General features: G+C 59.7%; 15 protein-coding genes and 1 pseudogene. 8 read left to right on the top strand and 8 right to left on the bottom strand.

Annotated elements, in window-relative coordinates; genetic code table 11:
- Positions 1–67: 67 nt before the first annotated feature.
- The gene (locus tag HUJ17_RS05510) at positions 68–325 is read right to left on the bottom strand and encodes a hypothetical protein (protein WP_290509737.1); all 258 of its coding nucleotides are present in this window, start codon (positions 323–325) and stop codon (positions 68–70) included.
- Positions 326–476: 151 nt separating this feature from the next.
- Between HUJ17_RS05510 and HUJ17_RS05505 the strand changes: the two genes are divergently transcribed.
- Together HUJ17_RS05505 and HUJ17_RS05500 are read left to right on the top strand one after the other, a co-directional pair.
- Positions 477–2,042: a GMC family oxidoreductase gene (locus HUJ17_RS05505; protein ID WP_290509736.1), complete on the top strand. Its 1,566-nt coding sequence runs from the start codon at positions 477–479 to the stop codon at positions 2,040–2,042.
- 117 nt (positions 2,043–2,159) lie between these two features.
- A complete protein-coding gene (locus tag HUJ17_RS05500; RefSeq protein WP_290509735.1) occupies positions 2,160–2,726 on the top strand; it encodes a hypothetical protein in 567 nt (188 codons plus the stop codon).
- A 28-nt stretch (positions 2,727–2,754) separates the two neighbouring features.
- Here HUJ17_RS05500 and HUJ17_RS05495 read toward each other — a convergent pair whose 3' ends face one another.
- On the bottom strand, positions 2,755–3,309 hold the full coding sequence (locus HUJ17_RS05495; protein ID WP_290509734.1) for a YecA family protein: 555 nt from the start codon (positions 3,307–3,309) through the stop codon (positions 2,755–2,757).
- A gap of 69 nt (positions 3,310–3,378) precedes the next feature.
- Positions 3,379–4,467 (bottom strand): GGDEF domain-containing protein, encoded by a 1,089-nt coding sequence (locus HUJ17_RS05490; RefSeq protein ID WP_290509733.1) that lies wholly within the window; start codon positions 4,465–4,467, stop codon positions 3,379–3,381.
- Positions 4,468–4,639: 172 nt separating this feature from the next.
- Between HUJ17_RS05490 and HUJ17_RS05485 the strand changes: the two genes are divergently transcribed.
- The 5 genes from HUJ17_RS05485 (at position 4,640) to HUJ17_RS05465 (ending at position 11,304) form a co-directional block, all read left to right on the top strand.
- Positions 4,640–5,734 carry an acyl-CoA dehydrogenase family protein gene (locus tag HUJ17_RS05485; protein ID WP_290509732.1) on the top strand — a complete coding sequence of 365 codons (1,095 nt, stop codon included), beginning with the start codon at positions 4,640–4,642 and terminating at the stop codon, positions 5,732–5,734.
- A gap of 9 nt (positions 5,735–5,743) precedes the next feature.
- Positions 5,744–6,937, top strand: a complete 1,194-nt coding sequence (locus HUJ17_RS05480; protein ID WP_290509731.1) for an acyl-CoA dehydrogenase family protein — start codon at positions 5,744–5,746, stop codon at positions 6,935–6,937.
- A gap of 325 nt (positions 6,938–7,262) precedes the next feature.
- Positions 7,263–8,060 carry an SDR family oxidoreductase gene (locus tag HUJ17_RS05475; RefSeq protein WP_290509730.1) on the top strand — a complete coding sequence of 266 codons (798 nt, stop codon included), beginning with the start codon at positions 7,263–7,265 and terminating at the stop codon, positions 8,058–8,060.
- Positions 8,060–8,917 carry a tRNA 2-thiocytidine(32) synthetase TtcA gene (gene ttcA / locus HUJ17_RS05470; protein WP_290509729.1) on the top strand — a complete coding sequence of 286 codons (858 nt, stop codon included), beginning with the start codon at positions 8,060–8,062 and terminating at the stop codon, positions 8,915–8,917. Before HUJ17_RS05475 ends, ttcA begins: the two co-directional genes overlap by 1 nt.
- Before the next feature lie 227 nt (positions 8,918–9,144).
- Positions 9,145–11,304 carry a malate synthase G gene (locus tag HUJ17_RS05465; RefSeq protein WP_290509728.1) on the top strand — a complete coding sequence of 720 codons (2,160 nt, stop codon included), beginning with the start codon at positions 9,145–9,147 and terminating at the stop codon, positions 11,302–11,304.
- A 334-nt stretch (positions 11,305–11,638) separates the two neighbouring features.
- Here the strand turns inward: HUJ17_RS05465 and HUJ17_RS05460 are convergent, their stop codons facing one another.
- A complete protein-coding gene (locus tag HUJ17_RS05460; protein ID WP_290509727.1) occupies positions 11,639–12,412 on the bottom strand; it encodes a hypothetical protein in 774 nt (257 codons plus the stop codon).
- A 107-nt stretch (positions 12,413–12,519) separates the two neighbouring features.
- On the opposite strand from HUJ17_RS05460, the gene HUJ17_RS05455 reads away from it, so the two are divergent.
- Complete coding sequence (locus HUJ17_RS05455; RefSeq protein ID WP_290509726.1) at positions 12,520–13,188, top strand: methyltransferase domain-containing protein; 669 nt, start codon at positions 12,520–12,522, stop codon at positions 13,186–13,188.
- Positions 13,189–13,370: 182 nt separating this feature from the next.
- On the opposite strand, the gene HUJ17_RS05450 is transcribed toward HUJ17_RS05455, so the two are convergent.
- From HUJ17_RS05450 to HUJ17_RS05435, 4 genes and pseudogenes are all read right to left on the bottom strand, one after another.
- Positions 13,371–13,868, bottom strand: a complete 498-nt coding sequence (locus tag HUJ17_RS05450) for a hypothetical protein (RefSeq protein WP_290509725.1) — start codon at positions 13,866–13,868, stop codon at positions 13,371–13,373.
- Entirely contained in the window at positions 13,868–14,293 is a 426-nt protein-coding gene (locus tag HUJ17_RS05445; protein ID WP_290509724.1) for a GNAT family N-acetyltransferase, read from the bottom strand. Before HUJ17_RS05445 ends, HUJ17_RS05450 begins: the two co-directional genes overlap by 1 nt.
- A 10-nt stretch (positions 14,294–14,303) precedes the next feature.
- Complete coding sequence (locus HUJ17_RS05440) at positions 14,304–15,437, bottom strand: cupin domain-containing protein (protein ID WP_290509723.1); 1,134 nt, start codon at positions 15,435–15,437, stop codon at positions 14,304–14,306.
- Positions 15,437–15,939 (bottom strand): annotated as a pseudogene (locus tag HUJ17_RS05435) (lyase family protein); the annotation flags it as partial. The gene HUJ17_RS05440 and the pseudogene HUJ17_RS05435, both read right to left, overlap by 1 nt.

The following is a 15,939-nucleotide window of genomic DNA, read 5'->3' as shown; positions in this document are numbered from 1 at the left end:
TGACAGGGGGGTTACGATTGTGTGAAAGAAGAGGGGGCTAACCTGGCAGGTATGCTGCTTGCTTTTACTAGTCCCGATTGCGCAGAAAACACTCTGCGGCTTGCACGATCAGTTCAGTGACGGAGCGGTCCTCCATCAGAGCCTGCATTTTCAGGCGTTTGTGCAGATCGGCGGGGATATCGGCTGTGAGGCGGCGGTAGCCGTCGCGAACGGCTCCCGGGCGCTGCGGCTTCGCGGCTTTCTTCGGAACAGGTTTACGCGCGGCGCCATTGCGCTTGCGAGGGCGTTGCTGCTCTTCAATAGTAACGAAATCGATCTGTTCCATGGGTGCTGCAATGAGGCCGGCGAAGACAGTCGCCAGATTACTGGAAAGTGCTGCAAATAGACAGGATTGACAGTTAATTTTATAGTGCAAAACCTTGATTAAAAAAGCGTTGTCGCAAGGGTGACGATAAAAACAGGGGTTGGGGGAGATAATGGAAAATGTGGATGTCCTGATCATCGGCAGCGGCTTCGGCGGCTCGGTGATGGCCTGCCGGATGGCGGAGAAGGGAAGCCGGGTGGTGGTGCTGGAAAGGGGGCGGCGTTGGTTGCCGGATGATTACCCTTCGGTATCTCAGCGCGACTGGTTCTGGGATGAAGACGAACCGGAAAAACAGAACGGTTGGATCGATTTCCGCTACTTTGGCGACATGAGTATTGCTATGGGGGCCGGGGTGGGCGGCGGCTCGCTGATCTACGCGAATGTCAGTATCGAGGCCAAGCCGGAGGCCTTTGCCCAAGGGTGGCCAGAGGCGATCGACTACACCACGCTCAAGCCCCATTATGATACCACTGGGGTCATGCTCAACGTGCAGGAGCTGCCGGGAAATCAATGGACGCCGCGAACCCATCTGATGAAGGAGGGAGCCGACGCCGTCGGCGCCGGTGACCGGTTTCATGTTGTGCCTCAAGCGATCACCTTTGACCCTGACTGGAACACGCAACGGGATGATCCTTACTCCTATGGCCACAGCAAGACCTGGGTGAATCCGCAAGGCAAAACCCAGGGCACCTGCGTACATTGTGGTAACTGCGATCTGGGCTGCCCGGTGCAGGCCAAGAACACCCTGGATCTGAATTACCTGGCGGCGGCGGAAAATGCCGGTGCGGATGTTCGCCCCCTCCATCATGTGCGGACCATTCGTGCCGTGGATGGCGGCTATGAAGTTTTGGCCCGGGACCTGGACGGCCACTGCTGGCGCCGCTTCAAGGCAGAAAAAGTGATCGTGGCTGCCGGCTCAATGGGTTCCACGGAATTGCTGTTGCGCTGCCGGGATCAGTACAAAACTCTGCCAAAACTTAGCCGCAAGCTTGGCCATAATTGGTCCTGCAATGGTGACTTTGCCACCATGGCGTTTTATGACGAACGCCAGATTTCCCCCACTCGTGGGCCGACCATTACCAGCGCCATTGATTACCTGGATGGGGCAGATGGTGGAGCCCGTTATTTTGTGGAAGATGGGGGCGTGCCGGATATTCTCGGCAGCTGGATGGAGCGACTGGGCAAGGATCCACGTTTTGCCAGCACCCGGCTGGGTGACGCCATGCTCAAGTACGGAGAGAGTAGTGACCCCTTTGCCAAGATGATGCCCTGGTTCGGGCAGGCCATGGACGATCCCGGCGGCCGTTTCTACCTGGGCCGCCGCTGGTACTGGCCCTGGAAGAAAGACCGCTTGAAACTGGATTGGGACTATCGCAAGGCAGAAAAGGCGGTCCAGGGGCTGGCAGACCGTCATCTGGCGCTGACCGCTGCCACGGGCGGCGATCCGATGACGCCGGCGACCTGGGACTGGTTCAAGGACCTGGTAACCCCGCACCCACTGGGCGGCTGCAATATGGCGGATTCTGTGGAGCAGGGCGTGGTAGACCACCGGGGAGAGGTGTTCAACTATCCCAATCTGTTTGTGATTGATGGTGCCATGGTGCCCCGTGCATTGGGCCTGAATCCGTCGCGCACCATTGCTGCGCTGGCTGAATACGCCGCCAGTGAAATGGCGTGATGGCTGCTTCAAGCTGCATGCGTCACGCAACACAGGTCAACAGGCTTTGAGCAACCGTGCTGCCCATGGTCGAGTGCGCTACATTGGTAGTGAACGAGAATGAGAGAGGAATTCACAATGGCCGATGCCCGTTTTCATATTGTCTTTGCCGGTCAGCTGGTGAAAGGGTCGGACCCGGTTACGGTGAAGGCCAATTTGGGAAAAATTTTCAAAATGGATGCGGCCCGGGTGGAGAAACTGTTCTCCGGGCAACCGGTGGTGCTGAAGAAGGATGCGGACCAGGCCACCGCCATGAAATTTCGCGCGGTGTTGAAACAGGCCGGTGCCGAGTGCGAATTGCGGCCGGTAGCAGATCCTGTTCAGCCGCCATCGACACCGTCAGCTCCGGCACCGGAGCCCAGTACGGCTTCTCCGGACCCTGAAAGTCAGCAGCAGTCAGAGCAGACGTCAGGAGATCTGGAAACGGTGGGCACCATCCGCACCGGGGGCACCGGTTTTTCCGGGGCGTTCTCTGTGGCAGAAGTGGGGGCGGATATGGATAACAGCGATAAGATCGCCCCCCCGCCGGCGCCGGATGTCAGTCATTTGAGCATGGCCCAGGCCGGGGAAGTGCTGGGGCAGAAAAAAGAGGAAAAAACGCCGGTGTCACCGGATATCAGTCATCTGTCTTTGCAGGAGGACTGACCCGCACCGGTTTGTGCCTGAAGCCAGGCTAATCCGCCGGGGTGGAGGCGTCACCCTGATCCGGGCCATGAAATGCCAGGTACAGCTCTTCCAGTATTTCTGGAATGCTCAGGGCCATTTGCCGCACCACCTGGGTGTTTTCCCACAGCGTGTCCAGGGCTTCGTCATCGTCCAGGCCGGAGATCAGAATGAAGGGCAGCAGCAGTTGCGCCATTTGTTCTTCATCATCCTGATACCAGTTTTCCTCATCGACGAAAACCCCGGTCATGAAGCCGGCACACCAGCTTGCCAGATCCTGGCCGTCCTCTTCCTGGTATGGGTCCAGCAGGCAGGGCAGGTTGATGGCGTCGCCACCGAGCAACTGGGTGACCAGCCGCTCGCGCAGCCGGTTGAGGGCATCGCTGACTTCCCCGGGAACCGGCATCTCCAGCTCCGCAGCATAATCCACTGACTCCACCTCTGGCCCCACGGCCAGGGCACAGAGCATGCCATGGATTTCCGTCCAGGTAGGGGCGTCTTCGCCTTGCTCCTGGAAGTATTGTCGAACAGTATTTTTCAGGCTGGGGTTGGTGATATCTGACATGGAGTCCTCCGCTGGCGGCAAGCATACCGGGAGTTGTTCAGTGGCTCCAGGCATTCCCGGCATTATGGCTCAGGGCAGTTTTGCTATCCGGTCTCGTCCCCGGGATTTGGCTTCATACAAGGCGGCATCCGCCCGTTTGGTTAATTGGTCAGCGGTTTCTCCTTCCTGAAAAGCGGTAAGCCCTGCAGAGAAGGTGGTATGCAGTTCTGGCGCAAACTCGTAGTTTTGGTCTGAGAACTGGCTGCGCAAGCGCTCAAGAGCGGCCTCGCTGGCAACCTCGGAGGCATGAGGAAACAGCACTACGAATTCTTCGCCACCATAGCGGGCCAGCAGGTCCGACTTGCGCAGGCTCTGGCTGGCGATACGGGCAAACCGGCTTAGGACCTCATCACCGCTGTGATGGCCGTAGTTATCGTTGACCTGCTTGAAGTGGTCCAGGTCGATAATTGCCAAGTACAGAGGCGTGTGATTGCGATTGGCGAGGGAGAGTTCTTCTTCCAGCCGCTCCAGAAAATGGCGGCGATTATACAGCCCGGTGAGATCATCACGTACGGCAATAGCCTCCAGACGTGAATGAGCATCACGCAAATTTTCCCGTTGATCCCGGACCCTGTTTTGCAGGTTGTGGATATAACCACCCATATAAATGAACCAACAGAGGATAAGGGCGAGGATGATCCAATGCCCGATCAGAAACGAAAAGATCGCTTGTTGAGGCGTCTCCTGCCATTCATAAACCTGCAGAGCGGTAAAGCAGAAAAGGGTAAACCCGGCCATGGCCATTTGCCTGCGGCGATCCAGGGCAAAAATGCCGAAGGTCATCACCATGAAGTAGATACTCAACATGGCACCGCGTAACTCGCGAGTGTAGTGGAGAATCACGGTGGTCAGGATGATCCCCGTGGCCATTTGCAGGATCGTCAGGCTCGGATCACCAAGCCGTTCGCTGAGGCCGCTACGGATCAGCAGGAAAAACACCAGATTGATAGCGAATAACACCGAGAAAATCGCCAAGTGTGGTGTATCCGGGGCAAAGGCGCTGAGTTCAACGCCGATAATGGTGCCAGCCCATAGCAGGCAGTAGGAGTAAATGGCCATGATCTGGCGGCGGAGGCGGATGGCGCGCTCCGGCGGCTCAGCGGGGATCAGGGTAAACACGTAAAAGATAGGATCCTGTTGGTTGCCTGATGGCTTTTTATTCGACTTTACCGTTTTTCTCATCGTAGGTCACAGGGATGTCATTGTGAGAGGTAGACAAGGGCTGACAGACTGTCTCGAGTAAAACAATCGTTTGATTGGTTGTGTTAACCCGACGTTCCGAGGCCCGACCATGTCGACCCCACTGTTTGATCTCACGCTGACGGAAGAGCAGCGTATTACCCGCGAGAGCATGCGCCGTCTTGCCCGCGATACCCTGTCGTCCCAGGCCAGAGCCGCTGATGACGCTGTGGCTGCAGACCCGGCGCTGCTGGATGCCATTAGTGGTTTTGGGCTGGCGTTGATGCCAATGCCGGAAGCGCTGGGTGGTGCTGGCATGCCCCGTTCACCACTGTCCAATGCGTTGGCGGTGGAAGACCTGGCCCAGGGGGATATGTCCCATACTCTGGCTGCGTTGCAGCCCATGGCGGCGGTAAATGCGCTGATGGATTTTGGTGACGAGCAGCAACAGGAGCGTTGGCTGCCGGCCCTGGCAGCGGAAAACTTTGCTGGTGCGGCTGTGGCGCTCAACGAACCCCGCGCCACCTTCGAACCTGGTGCGCCGGCTACCACTGCCAATAAAGCAGGGGATGGTTATACGCTGAATGGCGTGAAAAGTCTGGTTCCCATGGCGGCTCAATGCCAGTGGTTCGTGGTGACCGCTGCCCTTGATGGCGACGTGGCGGCGTTTGTGGTGCCCGCGGATGCGGAAGGCCTGAGCATTGAACCCGAGCCCTACATGGGGCTTCGCAGTGCCAATATGGCCTCGCTGACCCTGGAAAACGTTCTGGTCCCGGCCCGGGAAAAGTTGCCGAACTTCGATCTGAATCGAATGCTGGACCTGAGTCGCATTGGCCAATGCGCCCTGGCGGTGGGCTGCTGCCAGGCGCTGATGGAATACAGCATTCCCTATGTGAAAGAGCGTAAAGCGTTTGGTGAGCCCATCGCCTGGCGTCAGTCCGTGGCCTTTATGGTGGCCAATATGGGCATCGAGATTGAAGGCATGCGCCTGATGATGTTGCGTGCCGCCAGCCGCGCTGAGCAGGGACTGGATTTCCACAGGGAGGCCTATCTGGCCCAGCTGCAGTGCATGGAAAAAGCCATGGAGATTGGTACCAACGGTATCCAGCTGTTCGGTGGTGCCGGCTTTGTGCGCGATTACCCGCTGGAAATGTGGTACCGCAACCTGCGCGGCATCGCCGTGTTGCACGGCAGCCTGATGGTATAGGAGAGAGACATGATCAACCTGGAAATCCCGGCCAAGCTCCAACAGGTCCAGCAGATGGCCCAGCAACTGGCGGCGGGTGTCTTTCGTCCCATTGCCCGTAAATACGACGCCATCGAGCACTGCGACACCCCGGAAGAACTGAAACCGGTTGCACAGATGATGGCGGCCATGCCTCGTGGCAGCGGCGGCAAGGGCGGTGGCGACGAGATCAAAAATGGCAGCAACATGACCGGCATCCTGGCGGTGGAAGCCATGTGCTGGGGGGACGTGGGACTCATGCTCTCGATCCCGGGCTCGGGGCTTGGCAATGCGGCCGTCATGGCGGTGGGGACCCCGGAACAGAAGGAAAAATACGGCAAACTCTACTGTGCCATGGCCATCACTGAGCCGGGTGCCGGCTCGGATTCCGCCGCCGTCAGCACCACCGCCGAACTGGACGGGGACGAGTGGGTGCTCAATGGCGAGAAAATCTACTGCACCGCCGGCCAGCGCTGCGACGCGGTGGTGGTCTGGGCGACACTGGATAAATCCCTGGGCAAGGCGGCGATCAAATCCTTTATTGTCCCCCGCGATAACCCGGGCCTGCAGCTGGTGCGGGTAGAAGACAAGATGGGGCTGCGGGTGTCCGATACCGCGGCCCTGTCTTTCAACAACTGCCGCATTCCCAAGGACCATATTCTCGGTTCTGCGGAGATCGGTGACACCGAGGAAGCCCGCAAGAAGGCATTCGGTGGGGTCATGCAGACCTTCGATAACACCCGCCCGCAAGTGGCTGCCATGGCCCTGGGTGTGGCCCGTGCTGCGCTGGAAATCACCCGGGAATTATTTGAAAAAGAAGGGGTTGCCGCTGATTTCTCGAAACAACCTTATAATTCTACGGCCCGGGAGCTGGAGCTTTATCGCTTGGAAGCCGACCTGGAAGCGGCCCGGCTGATGACCCTCAAGGCCGCCTGGATGGCCGACAATGGCCAGCCCAATTCCAAGGAGGCTTCCATGTGCAAGGCTAAAGCCGGGCGCATGGGCAACGAGGTAACGCTCAAGTGTGTGGCCCTGTGCGGCGAGCTGGGTTATTCCGAGCGGACTTTGCTGGAAAAGCTGGCCCGGGATTCCAAGATCATCGACATCTTCGAGGGTACACAGCAGATCCAGCAGTTGATCGTCGCACGGCACCTGCTGGGGCTGTCCTCCAAAGAGCTGAAATAATTAGCGACAAGGCTGCTGTAGGAACGGAGCGTAGCGGAGTAACACACGTAGTTCCGTGCGGCCCGAAGGGTGAGTGCAGCGAATAACGCCTCTCGAGGCGCGAACCGCGCTTGCACGGAAATCGTCCGCAGGGCGATCAGGCGTTTCAGGGCTCGCCAGTTGTATGCAGGTTAGTCTGTAAGCTAAAGCATGCCACGGCCGGTTCGCGCCTCGAGAGGCGCTCCTACAGCGGCTGTGTAGTTGGCGTATTTGGCGTTTCAGTCTTTGGATTTCCTGTCCATAGCATTACCCTTGCGGTGTCTTTTCACTTCAAGGAGCGTGTTAGATGGCCGAAACGCTGGCTGGCAAGGTGGTATGGATTACCGGAGCATCCTCCGGCATTGGCGAGGCAGTGGCGAAGGAATATGCCCGCCGCGGCGCAACGCTGGTGCTTTCTGCCCGCCGGGAAGCGGAGCTGCAACGGGTCCGCGAGGGGCTGGTCAACGGCGATGATCATCTGGTCCTGCCGCTGGACCTGGCGGATAGCGGCGCCATGCCTGCGGCGGTGGAGGCCGTACGTAACCGCTTTGATCGCCTTGATCAGGTGATCCATAACGGCGGCATTTCACAGCGTTCCCTGGTGGCTGATACCGATCTTGAGGTGGATCGGCGCATCATGGAGGTGAATTTCTTCGGGGCGGTGGCACTGACCAAGGCGGTGCTGCCCTGGCTGAAAGAGCAGGGCAGTGGCCGGTTTGTGGTGGTCACCTCACTGGTGGGTGAATTGCCCACGCCCCTGCGCAGCGCCTACAGCGCCAGCAAGCATGCCTTGCATGGGTTCTTCGAATCCCTGCGCGCGGAAGAGTACGATGCCGGAATCCGGGTGACCCTGGTGATGCCCGGCTTTATCCGTACCAATGTCTCGCTCAATGCGCTCACCGCGGATGGTTCCGCCCAGGGCAGCATGGACGAGGCCCAGGAAGCCGGTATTCCCCCTGAAGAATGCGCCGAACGGCTGGTGAAGGCCGTGCAGCGTGGCCGTGATCAGGTTATCATCGCCGGCCGCGAAGGGGCGGGCGTCTACCTGAAACGCTGGAGCCCCGCGCTGTACCGCCGATTGATCCGCAAAATGAAGGTGACGTAATGTCTGTGGATGCCCTGGACGCCAAACAACGGACCCGCCTCAACAAGTTGCAGAAGAAGCTGCGGCGTGAGGTCGGTCGTGCCATTGCCGATTTCAACATGATCGGTGAGGGCGACAAGGTGATGGTGTGCCTGTCCGGCGGCAAGGATTCCTACACCATGCTGGAAATCCTGCGCAATCTGCAGCATTCGGCACCGGTGAATTTCGAGCTGGTGGCGGTGAACCTGGACCAGAAGCAGCCAGGCTTCCCGGAGCATGTACTGCCCGAATACCTGGAAAAGGAAGGGGTGGCCTACCACATCCTGGAAAAGGACACCTATTCCATCGTCAAGGAGAAGGTCCCCGAGGGCAAAACCACCTGTGGTCTGTGTTCCCGCCTGCGCCGGGGCAGCCTGTACGGCTTTGCCGAGGAAATCGGCGCCAACAAGATCGCCCTGGGCCATCACCGCGATGACATCATTGAAACCCTGTTCCTGAACATGTTCTACGGCGGCAAGATGAAAGCCATGCCGCCCAAGCTGCGCAGCGACGATAACCGCAATATCGTCATTCGCCCGCTGGCCTACTGCCGCGAAAAGGACATCATCGAGTTCTCCAACTTCAAGGATTTCCCGATCATCCCCTGTAACCTTTGCGGCTCCCAGGAAAACCTGCAACGACAGGTGATCAAGGAGATGCTCAACAAGTGGGACCGGGACCAGCCCGGGCGCATCGAGAACATCTTTGCCGCGATCCAGAATATTGCCCCCTCCCAATTGGCCGATACCCGTCTGTTTGATTTCGAGAACCTGGAAGACGGCCAGCAGCAGGGCGGCGAGCAGGCCCATCGACTGGATGTGGTCAACCTGTTCGGTTGATTAAAAAAGCAACGATTTCCCCTGATTTGCCACTAAACATGATTCACGGCCACGTTTCCGGTAAAATGCCCGCGCCTTTTTGCGGGGCTGTCCATCGGATGGCCATGTAACCGTTTCCCCGGGCTTCTGCGACTTCCTCCGAGCTCACTGACGTGAGATCGGCCCTTGGGTTTTCGCTGAATGTCCCGATTAACCAAGACTCTCTCGACCAGAAGGGTAGGAGCACCATGACCGATCGTATTCAGAAGGGTAGCCTCGAAATCGCTGCCGAACTCCATGATCTGGTAGTCAACGAGATTGCGCCGGGCACCGGCGTGGACCCGGAACACTTCTGGGCCGAGCTGGAAAGCATCCTCAAGGACCTGGCGCCCAAGAACAAGGCGCTGCTGGAAAAGCGTGAAACCATCCAGGCGCAACTGGATGAGTGGTACAAGGCCCGTAAAGGCCAGGCCATCGACATGGCCGAGTACAAGCAGTTCCTGACCGAGATCGGCTACCTGTTGCCGGAAGGCGACGACTTCAAGGTCACCACCGAGAATGTGGATGACGAGATCGGCACCATCGCCGGGCCGCAGCTGGTGGTACCGGTGAAGAATGCCCGCTTCGCCCTGAACGCGGCCAATGCCCGCTGGGGCAGCCTGTACGATGCCCTGTACGGCACCGACGTGATTTCCGATGAAGGCGGCGCCGAGAAAGGCGGTGCCTACAACCCCAAGCGTGGCGCCAAGGTGATCGCCTGGGCCCGCGACTTCCTGGATAACTATTTCCCCCTGGCCAGCGGCTCCCACAAGGACAGCACTGGCTACGCCATCGTCGATGGCAAGCTGGAAGTGTCTCTGGGCGGTGACAAGAGCGGCCTGAAAGACGAGTCCCAGCTGCAGGGCTACGTGGGCGATGCGGCGGCTCCGTCCGGCATCCTGCTCAAGCACAACAACCTGCATGCGGAAATCCAGATCGACGCCAGCCACCCGATTGGTGCTGAAGACGCGGCGAACATGAAGGATGTGCTGCTGGAATCCGCCATCACCACCATCCAGGACTGCGAAGACTCCGTGGCTGCCGTGGATGCGGAAGACAAGGTCGAGGTGTACCGCAACTGGGCGGGCCTGATGAAGGGCGACCTGCAGGAGTCCTTCGAGAAGGGCGGCAAGACCATGACCCGCGCCATGAACCCGGATCGCGAGTACACCGCCCTGGACGGCTCCACCCTGACCCTGCACGGTCGCTCCCTGCTGCTGGTCCGTAACGTGGGCCACCTGATGACCAACCCGGCCATCCTGATGAACGGGGAAGAGACTCCGGAAGGCATCATGGACGGCATGGTGACCGTACTGGCGGGTCTGCATGACCTGAAGAAGCTCAACACACTGAGCAACAGCCGCACCGGTTCCATGTACATCGTGAAGCCCAAGATGCACGGCCCGGAAGAAGTGGCTTTCGCTGTTGAGCTGTTCGAGCGTGTAGAAAAAGCCTTAGGTTTGGCTGCTAACACCTTGAAAATTGGCATTATGGACGAAGAGCGCCGCACCACCGTCAACCTGAAGGAGTGTATCCGTCAGGCCAAGGAGCGTGTGATCTTCATCAACACCGGCTTCCTGGATCGTACCGGTGACGAAATGCACACTTCCATGGAAGCGGGCCCCATGGCGCGCAAGGGCGACATGAAAGCCCTGCCGTGGATCAACGCCTACGAAGACTGGAACGTGGATATCGGCCTGGAGTGCGGCCTGCCGGGCCACGCCCAGATCGGCAAGGGCATGTGGCCCAAGCCGGACGAGATGGCCGAGATGATGGCCACCAAGGCTGGTCACCCGAAAGCCGGCGCCAACTGCGCCTGGGTGCCGTCCCCGACCGCCGCTACCCTGCACGTGACCCACTACCACGAAGTGAACGTGGCCCAGGTGCAGAAAGAGCTGGCCAACCGCAAGCGTGCCTCCCTGGACGACATCCTCACCGTGCCGCTGCTCACCCGTGAGCTGTCCGCCGAGGAGATCCAGCAGGAGCTGGATAACAACGCCCAGGGTATTCTGGGTTACATGGTACGCTGGATCGACCAGGGCGTCGGTTGTTCCAAGGTGCCGGACATCAATGATGTGGGCCTGATGGAAGACCGCGCCACCCTGCGTATCTCCAGCCAGCACGTGACCAACTGGCTGCACCACGGCATCACCAACCAGGAACAGGTGATGGAAACCCTGAAGCGCATGGCCGAAGTGGTCGATCGTCAGAACGCCAACGATCCGCTGTACGTGCCCATGGCCAAGGACTTCGACAACTCCGTCGCCTTCCAGGCAGCGGTAGAGCTGGTGTTCGAGGGCTGCTCCCAGCCCAGCGGCTACACCGAGCCGGTTCTGCACCGTCGTCGCCGTGAGCTGAAAGCCCAGTAAGACAAAAAGCCCCGCACCGCGGGGCTTTTTTTCGCTACAAGCTACGCTTCGCTGGAAATGCCTTCTACGAAGCGACTGTAGGAGCGGCGCTTGAGCCGCGAACCGCGCGGAGCGCGGAATCGCCTGTAGGGCGATCAAGCATTGCAGTCTCAGGCAAACGCAGTAACACGCTTCCAGTCACGTTTCCCACAACGTTATCGGGGACCATGTAGGCGCCGCACACAGTGTAGAAACCTGTCGAGCTCTGGGAGCCCTGATCGCCCTACGGGCGACTTCCTTGCTGCGCAAGGTTCGCGGCTCAAGCGCCGCTCCTACAGCGGCTTCGAGTGAGACGCTATTCCTTTTCCACCATTACCTCCAGCGGCAGATTGACCTGCTGGCTGCTGCTCTGCACCCCGCCAAAACCATGCTGGTCCTGTTGGCGGTCTACGCGGATGCTGCCCATGGGTTGCCAGACACCCGGCTGTAGCCGCAGGGTGGTGCCGCTGGATTGGGTGTATGCCACGCCCTGGCCGCCCGGTTGGTCGTAGCGCTGGCGGATCTGCAGGACGACGCTGCCATCCGGGGTCAGTTGCGGCACCACCTGAATCCCCTGTTGCAGCTCGGCAAACACGGTGCCGTAATAGCCGCCGCCGAGGGCGAGCAGGGTGCCCTGGCTGATATGGGCGGGGTAACCGCTGAGGGTGCGGATCCGGTAATGGTCCTGCTGGCTTGTTTGCCGCTGACTTTGTTCAATGCGGATATCACCGGATACGCCGCCGGGAATGTGGCCTTCAATACGGGTGTCCACACCGTTGCGTTGTTCGCTGCTGCTGCCCTGACGACGAAGATGAACAACCAGGGCGCTGGGTTTTGCCTCCAGGCTGCCCAGCGCACCTTCCAGTTCGGCCATATTGCTGTCGGTGGTGCGGATGATCAACTTGCCCTGATAAGCACGCACGCTGCCGCCAGGCGCCAGTAGCGGCTGGATAACCGGCAGTAGGGCCGCTGCATCCGGGCGGGGCAATACATGTATGCGCATGGAGTCTGCCAGGCTCTGGCCGAACATCGCCAGCAGCAGGCTGAGCAGCAGAACGAGATTTCGGCAGCGCTGTATTCGTTGCATCATGGTCGGCTCCGACATGCTTTTTCTCACTCTAACATGGCTGCTTCATTGCGCATCTTTACAGGATCACAGGCATAATGGCCGCCGCCTGAAGTTGTCCCAGAGTTGCCATGTTTGCCAATAGCCGTAGCGTTACCTCTAACCAAAGCGGAATCCACGATGATCTTGAGAGGGTGGTCCGTCGACACCTGCAAAGCCCCTGGCGGGCGCCAATTGCGGACCATGATGTTCAGGCGTTTGCGCAACTGCAGCAATGGCGAATGGAGCAGGGGGCAGAGCGGCCGTTGATGCTGGATTCCGGTTGCGGCACCGGGCGTTCTTCCTTGTTGCTGGCCAGCCAGCACCCCGAGGCGTTGGTGGTAGGGGTGGACCAGTCTGCTGTGCGGTTGCAGCGGGCGGAGCGGCGATTTGATGCTTTGCCGGACAATTTGCGGTTGTTGCGAGCAGATTGCGCTGGCCTGTGGCGGTTGATGGTCGGGGAGGGCTGGCTGTTGGCCCGTCATCAGATTCTCTATCCCAACCCCTGGCCGAAAAGCGCCCATCTGAAGCGTCGCTGGCACGGCCACCCGGTCTGGCCCACGGTGTTGTCGCTGGGCGGCGAGCTGGAAATTCGCAGTAACTGGCCACTGTATCTGCAGGAAGTGCAGGCGGCACTGGCGATCACTGGTATCAGGGCGGAGCTGTCAGAGCTGCCGATGCAGAGCGAGCCGTTGACGGATTTCGAGGAAAAATACCAGGCCAGCGGTCAGGTGAACTGGCGGTTGACAGCGCGTCTGTGAGGCTATGGTTTTTACCACAGAGGGCACAGAGTTCACTGAGGAAATGATACTTTATCTCTGTGTGCTCTGTGCCTTTGTGGAAAATAATGATTTCCGGTCGAAGGCCGTAATCCACCACCCTCACAAGATATGAAGCCCGGCAAGATGTCTCTGGTGGATTATGCCCTTTGGGCTAATCCACCCTACAGACGGAGCTCTCTCAACTCTGTTGAGGTTGCGGCTCGCTCCCATTGCTCCTGAAACTGCCGGGCCAGGCGCGGTGCCCGGGGCAGGCGGTGGGCGCACAGGTCGAGGCGGCTGGGGCGTGGCCAGCCCGGAGCTTCGAATAACCCGGTACCATCGCCGATGGCAAAGCAGAGCTGGCCGTCCCGGTCATCCTCCTGGCTCTGGCGAAGCTGGATGCGCGACGGCAGTCGGCGGGCCAGATGGATCAGGCGGTGCCCGTTGCGTACGGCGTTGTCCTCGCTGTCGTACTGAATGCGGATATCCACTTTGGCACTGCTCAAGGCCAAGAGCTTGAGGGTGTCACAGAGGTCGCGGTTGGCGGTCAGACCATCCAGCGCCGGTATCCGCAGCCACAGACTGCGCCGGCAGGCCGCGATCAGCGTGGCCAGCGCAGCGCTGGCCTCACGGAATTCCGGGTGGAGCAGGGTGTCGTCGTCGCCGATGACAAAGGGCATCAGACCAGGGGTTTGAACATCTGGCGATGGGGAATGTTGGCATCCATGAAGATGCCGCCGGAAACCGCAAAACCGGCCGCTTCGTAGAAGCTGGTGGCGTGGGTCTGGGCGTGCAGAAAGATTTCTTCCATGCCCTTGGCGCGGGCGGCTTCTTCCGCAGCCACCAGCAGGGAACTGCCGACACCATTGTTGCGTTGCTCGGAGAGCACACACAGGCGGCTGATCTGGCCACTTGGCAGCAGGCGAATGCAGCCTACCGGGTTCTGTTCCCGGTCCAGTGCCAGAAAGTGGATGGCCTTGTCATCTTCGCCATCCCATTCCAGCTCTTCGGGAACATGCTGTTCACTGATGAAGACCTTCTGGCGAAGGGCTCGCAGGGCGGTTTCGTTTTCGTCCCAGCGGGTCTCGATAATGCTGATAGCCATAGGGGTCTCGTTATAGTGGGGCGAAGAAGCCCTGTTCAATCCAGTCATGTAGCAATTCACTCCCGGCTGGCTGCAGCACGGCATCCAGCGCTTCACGGGTATAACAGCGCTGGCGGGCCAGCAGCTGTACCAGTGGTCGTTGTTGTTCTGTCAGTGAGTGTGGCTCACCGTTCAGCCAGGCAATGTTGCCCTGCAAAATCAGGCGCACACTACCATGGCGCACCAGGGCGATCGACGGATCGCGCTGGCGAATATGGGCATCATCGACGGCAAATTCAAGTCCATCCAGCCGGGGGGTGGACAGCCAGCGATAAACTGCCCGTTCGATGGCGGCCGGATTGAGCAGATCCAGGGCGCCGCGAATCAGTTGCTGACGGTCGCCATCGGCCAGGACTGCCGGGTCCTTGGGCACCTGCCGGTCCGCGTCGGTAAACAGCTCGCTGTCCGCATCGGCCAGGCATTCACCGGCGATTTCCGCCATCAGCATCTGGTAATCCGGGGCCCGGAAACCCACCGACCAAGTGATACAGTCGCTGTCTTCGGCGACCCCATGGTGAGCTACGCCGGGTGGCAGGTAGAGCACATCACCGGGATTGGCCACGAACTCTTCCCGCACAGGCATGTCGGCCAGCAACTTCAGCTCAGGATGCGGCAATTTCGCGGTTTTTTCGTCGCAGGCGTCGCCGATCTGCCAGCGGCGGCTACCGGCGGCCTGAATCAGAAAGACGTCATAGCGGTCGAAATGGGGGCCGACGCTGCCGCCCTTGGCGGCATAGCTCATCATGATGTCTTCCAGCCGCCAGCTGGGCAGGAAGTTGAAGCTATCCAGCAGTAGGGAGACGTCGGTGAGATAGTGGTCCACGGACTGTACCAGCAGGGTCCAGTCCCGCTCGCCCAGCTCGGCAAACACGGTTTCCTCGAACGGCCCCTGTTTTAGCTCCCAGGGGCCGGCATTGGCGCCGCGAATGATGCGGGCTTCTACATTCTCTTCCAGCGCCAGCCCGGCCAGAGTGTCGGCGTCAGGCTCATCCAGGCCGCTGGCGGCGCCGGGCATGAACAGGGGCTTTTTCTGCCAGTAATCACGCAAAAACGCTGCCGGGGTGAGCGGCAGCGTGAAGGTGGGCAGGCCCGAAGCGTCGGTCATCAGATATTGCGCGCTTGCTGGGGCGCATTGCCGATGTAGCTGCCCGGGGTCATGGCCAGCAGGATTTCCTTGGCTTCATCCGGGATCGCCAGATCATTGATGAAGGCGGTCAGGGTTTCCTGGTTGATGCCGTCCTTGCCACGGGTCAGAGCCTTGAGTTTTTCGTAGGGCTTCTCGATACCGTAGCGGCGCATGACCGTCTGGATTGGCTCGGCCAGCACTTCCCAGGCCGCGTCCAGATCCGCATTCAGGCGGGCCGGGTTCACTTCCAGTTTGCCAATACCTTTCAGGCTGGCTTCGAAGGCGATCAGGCTGTGCGCCAGGCCCACGCCCACGTTACGCAGCACGGTGGAATCTGTCAGGTCGCGCTGCCAGCGGGAAACCGGCAACTTGGCCGCCAGATGATCCATGATGGCGTTGGCCAGGCCCAGGTTGCCTTCGGAGTTTTCGAAGTCGATGGGGTTGACCTTGTGCGGCATGGTGGAGGAGCCCACTTCGCCTT

The organism is Alcanivorax sp. (assembly GCF_014762765.1).
Classification (GTDB): Bacteria; Pseudomonadota; Gammaproteobacteria; order Pseudomonadales; family Alcanivoracaceae; genus Alcanivorax.
This window is presented reverse-complemented; position numbering and strand designations above follow the sequence as displayed.

Bases quoted from the DNA above. Each gene is read 5' to 3' on its own strand.
- HUJ17_RS05460 (WP_290509727.1), bottom strand. From the start codon at position 12,412: ATGATGCAACGAATACAGCGCTGCCGAAATCTCGTTCTGCTGCTCAGC.
- HUJ17_RS05485 (WP_290509732.1), top strand. From the start codon at position 4,640: ATGTCGACCCCACTGTTTGATCTCACGCTGACGGAAGAGCAGCGTATT.
- HUJ17_RS05465 (WP_290509728.1), top strand. From the start codon at position 9,145: ATGACCGATCGTATTCAGAAGGGTAGCCTCGAAATCGCTGCCGAACTC.
- HUJ17_RS05505 (WP_290509736.1), top strand. From the start codon at position 477: ATGGAAAATGTGGATGTCCTGATCATCGGCAGCGGCTTCGGCGGCTCG.
- HUJ17_RS05480 (WP_290509731.1), top strand. From the start codon at position 5,744: ATGATCAACCTGGAAATCCCGGCCAAGCTCCAACAGGTCCAGCAGATG.
- HUJ17_RS05475 (WP_290509730.1), top strand. From the start codon at position 7,263: ATGGCCGAAACGCTGGCTGGCAAGGTGGTATGGATTACCGGAGCATCC.
- HUJ17_RS05510 (WP_290509737.1), bottom strand. From the start codon at position 325: ATGGAACAGATCGATTTCGTTACTATTGAAGAGCAGCAACGCCCTCGC.
- HUJ17_RS05500 (WP_290509735.1), top strand. From the start codon at position 2,160: ATGGCCGATGCCCGTTTTCATATTGTCTTTGCCGGTCAGCTGGTGAAA.
- HUJ17_RS05445 (WP_290509724.1), bottom strand. From the start codon at position 14,293: ATGGCTATCAGCATTATCGAGACCCGCTGGGACGAAAACGAAACCGCC.
- HUJ17_RS05450 (WP_290509725.1), bottom strand. From the start codon at position 13,868: ATGCCCTTTGTCATCGGCGACGACGACACCCTGCTCCACCCGGAATTC.
- HUJ17_RS05455 (WP_290509726.1), top strand. From the start codon at position 12,520: ATGTTTGCCAATAGCCGTAGCGTTACCTCTAACCAAAGCGGAATCCAC.
- HUJ17_RS05440 (WP_290509723.1), bottom strand. From the start codon at position 15,437: ATGACCGACGCTTCGGGCCTGCCCACCTTCACGCTGCCGCTCACCCCG.
- HUJ17_RS05495 (WP_290509734.1), bottom strand. From the start codon at position 3,309: ATGTCAGATATCACCAACCCCAGCCTGAAAAATACTGTTCGACAATAC.
- ttcA (WP_290509729.1), top strand. From the start codon at position 8,060: ATGTCTGTGGATGCCCTGGACGCCAAACAACGGACCCGCCTCAACAAG.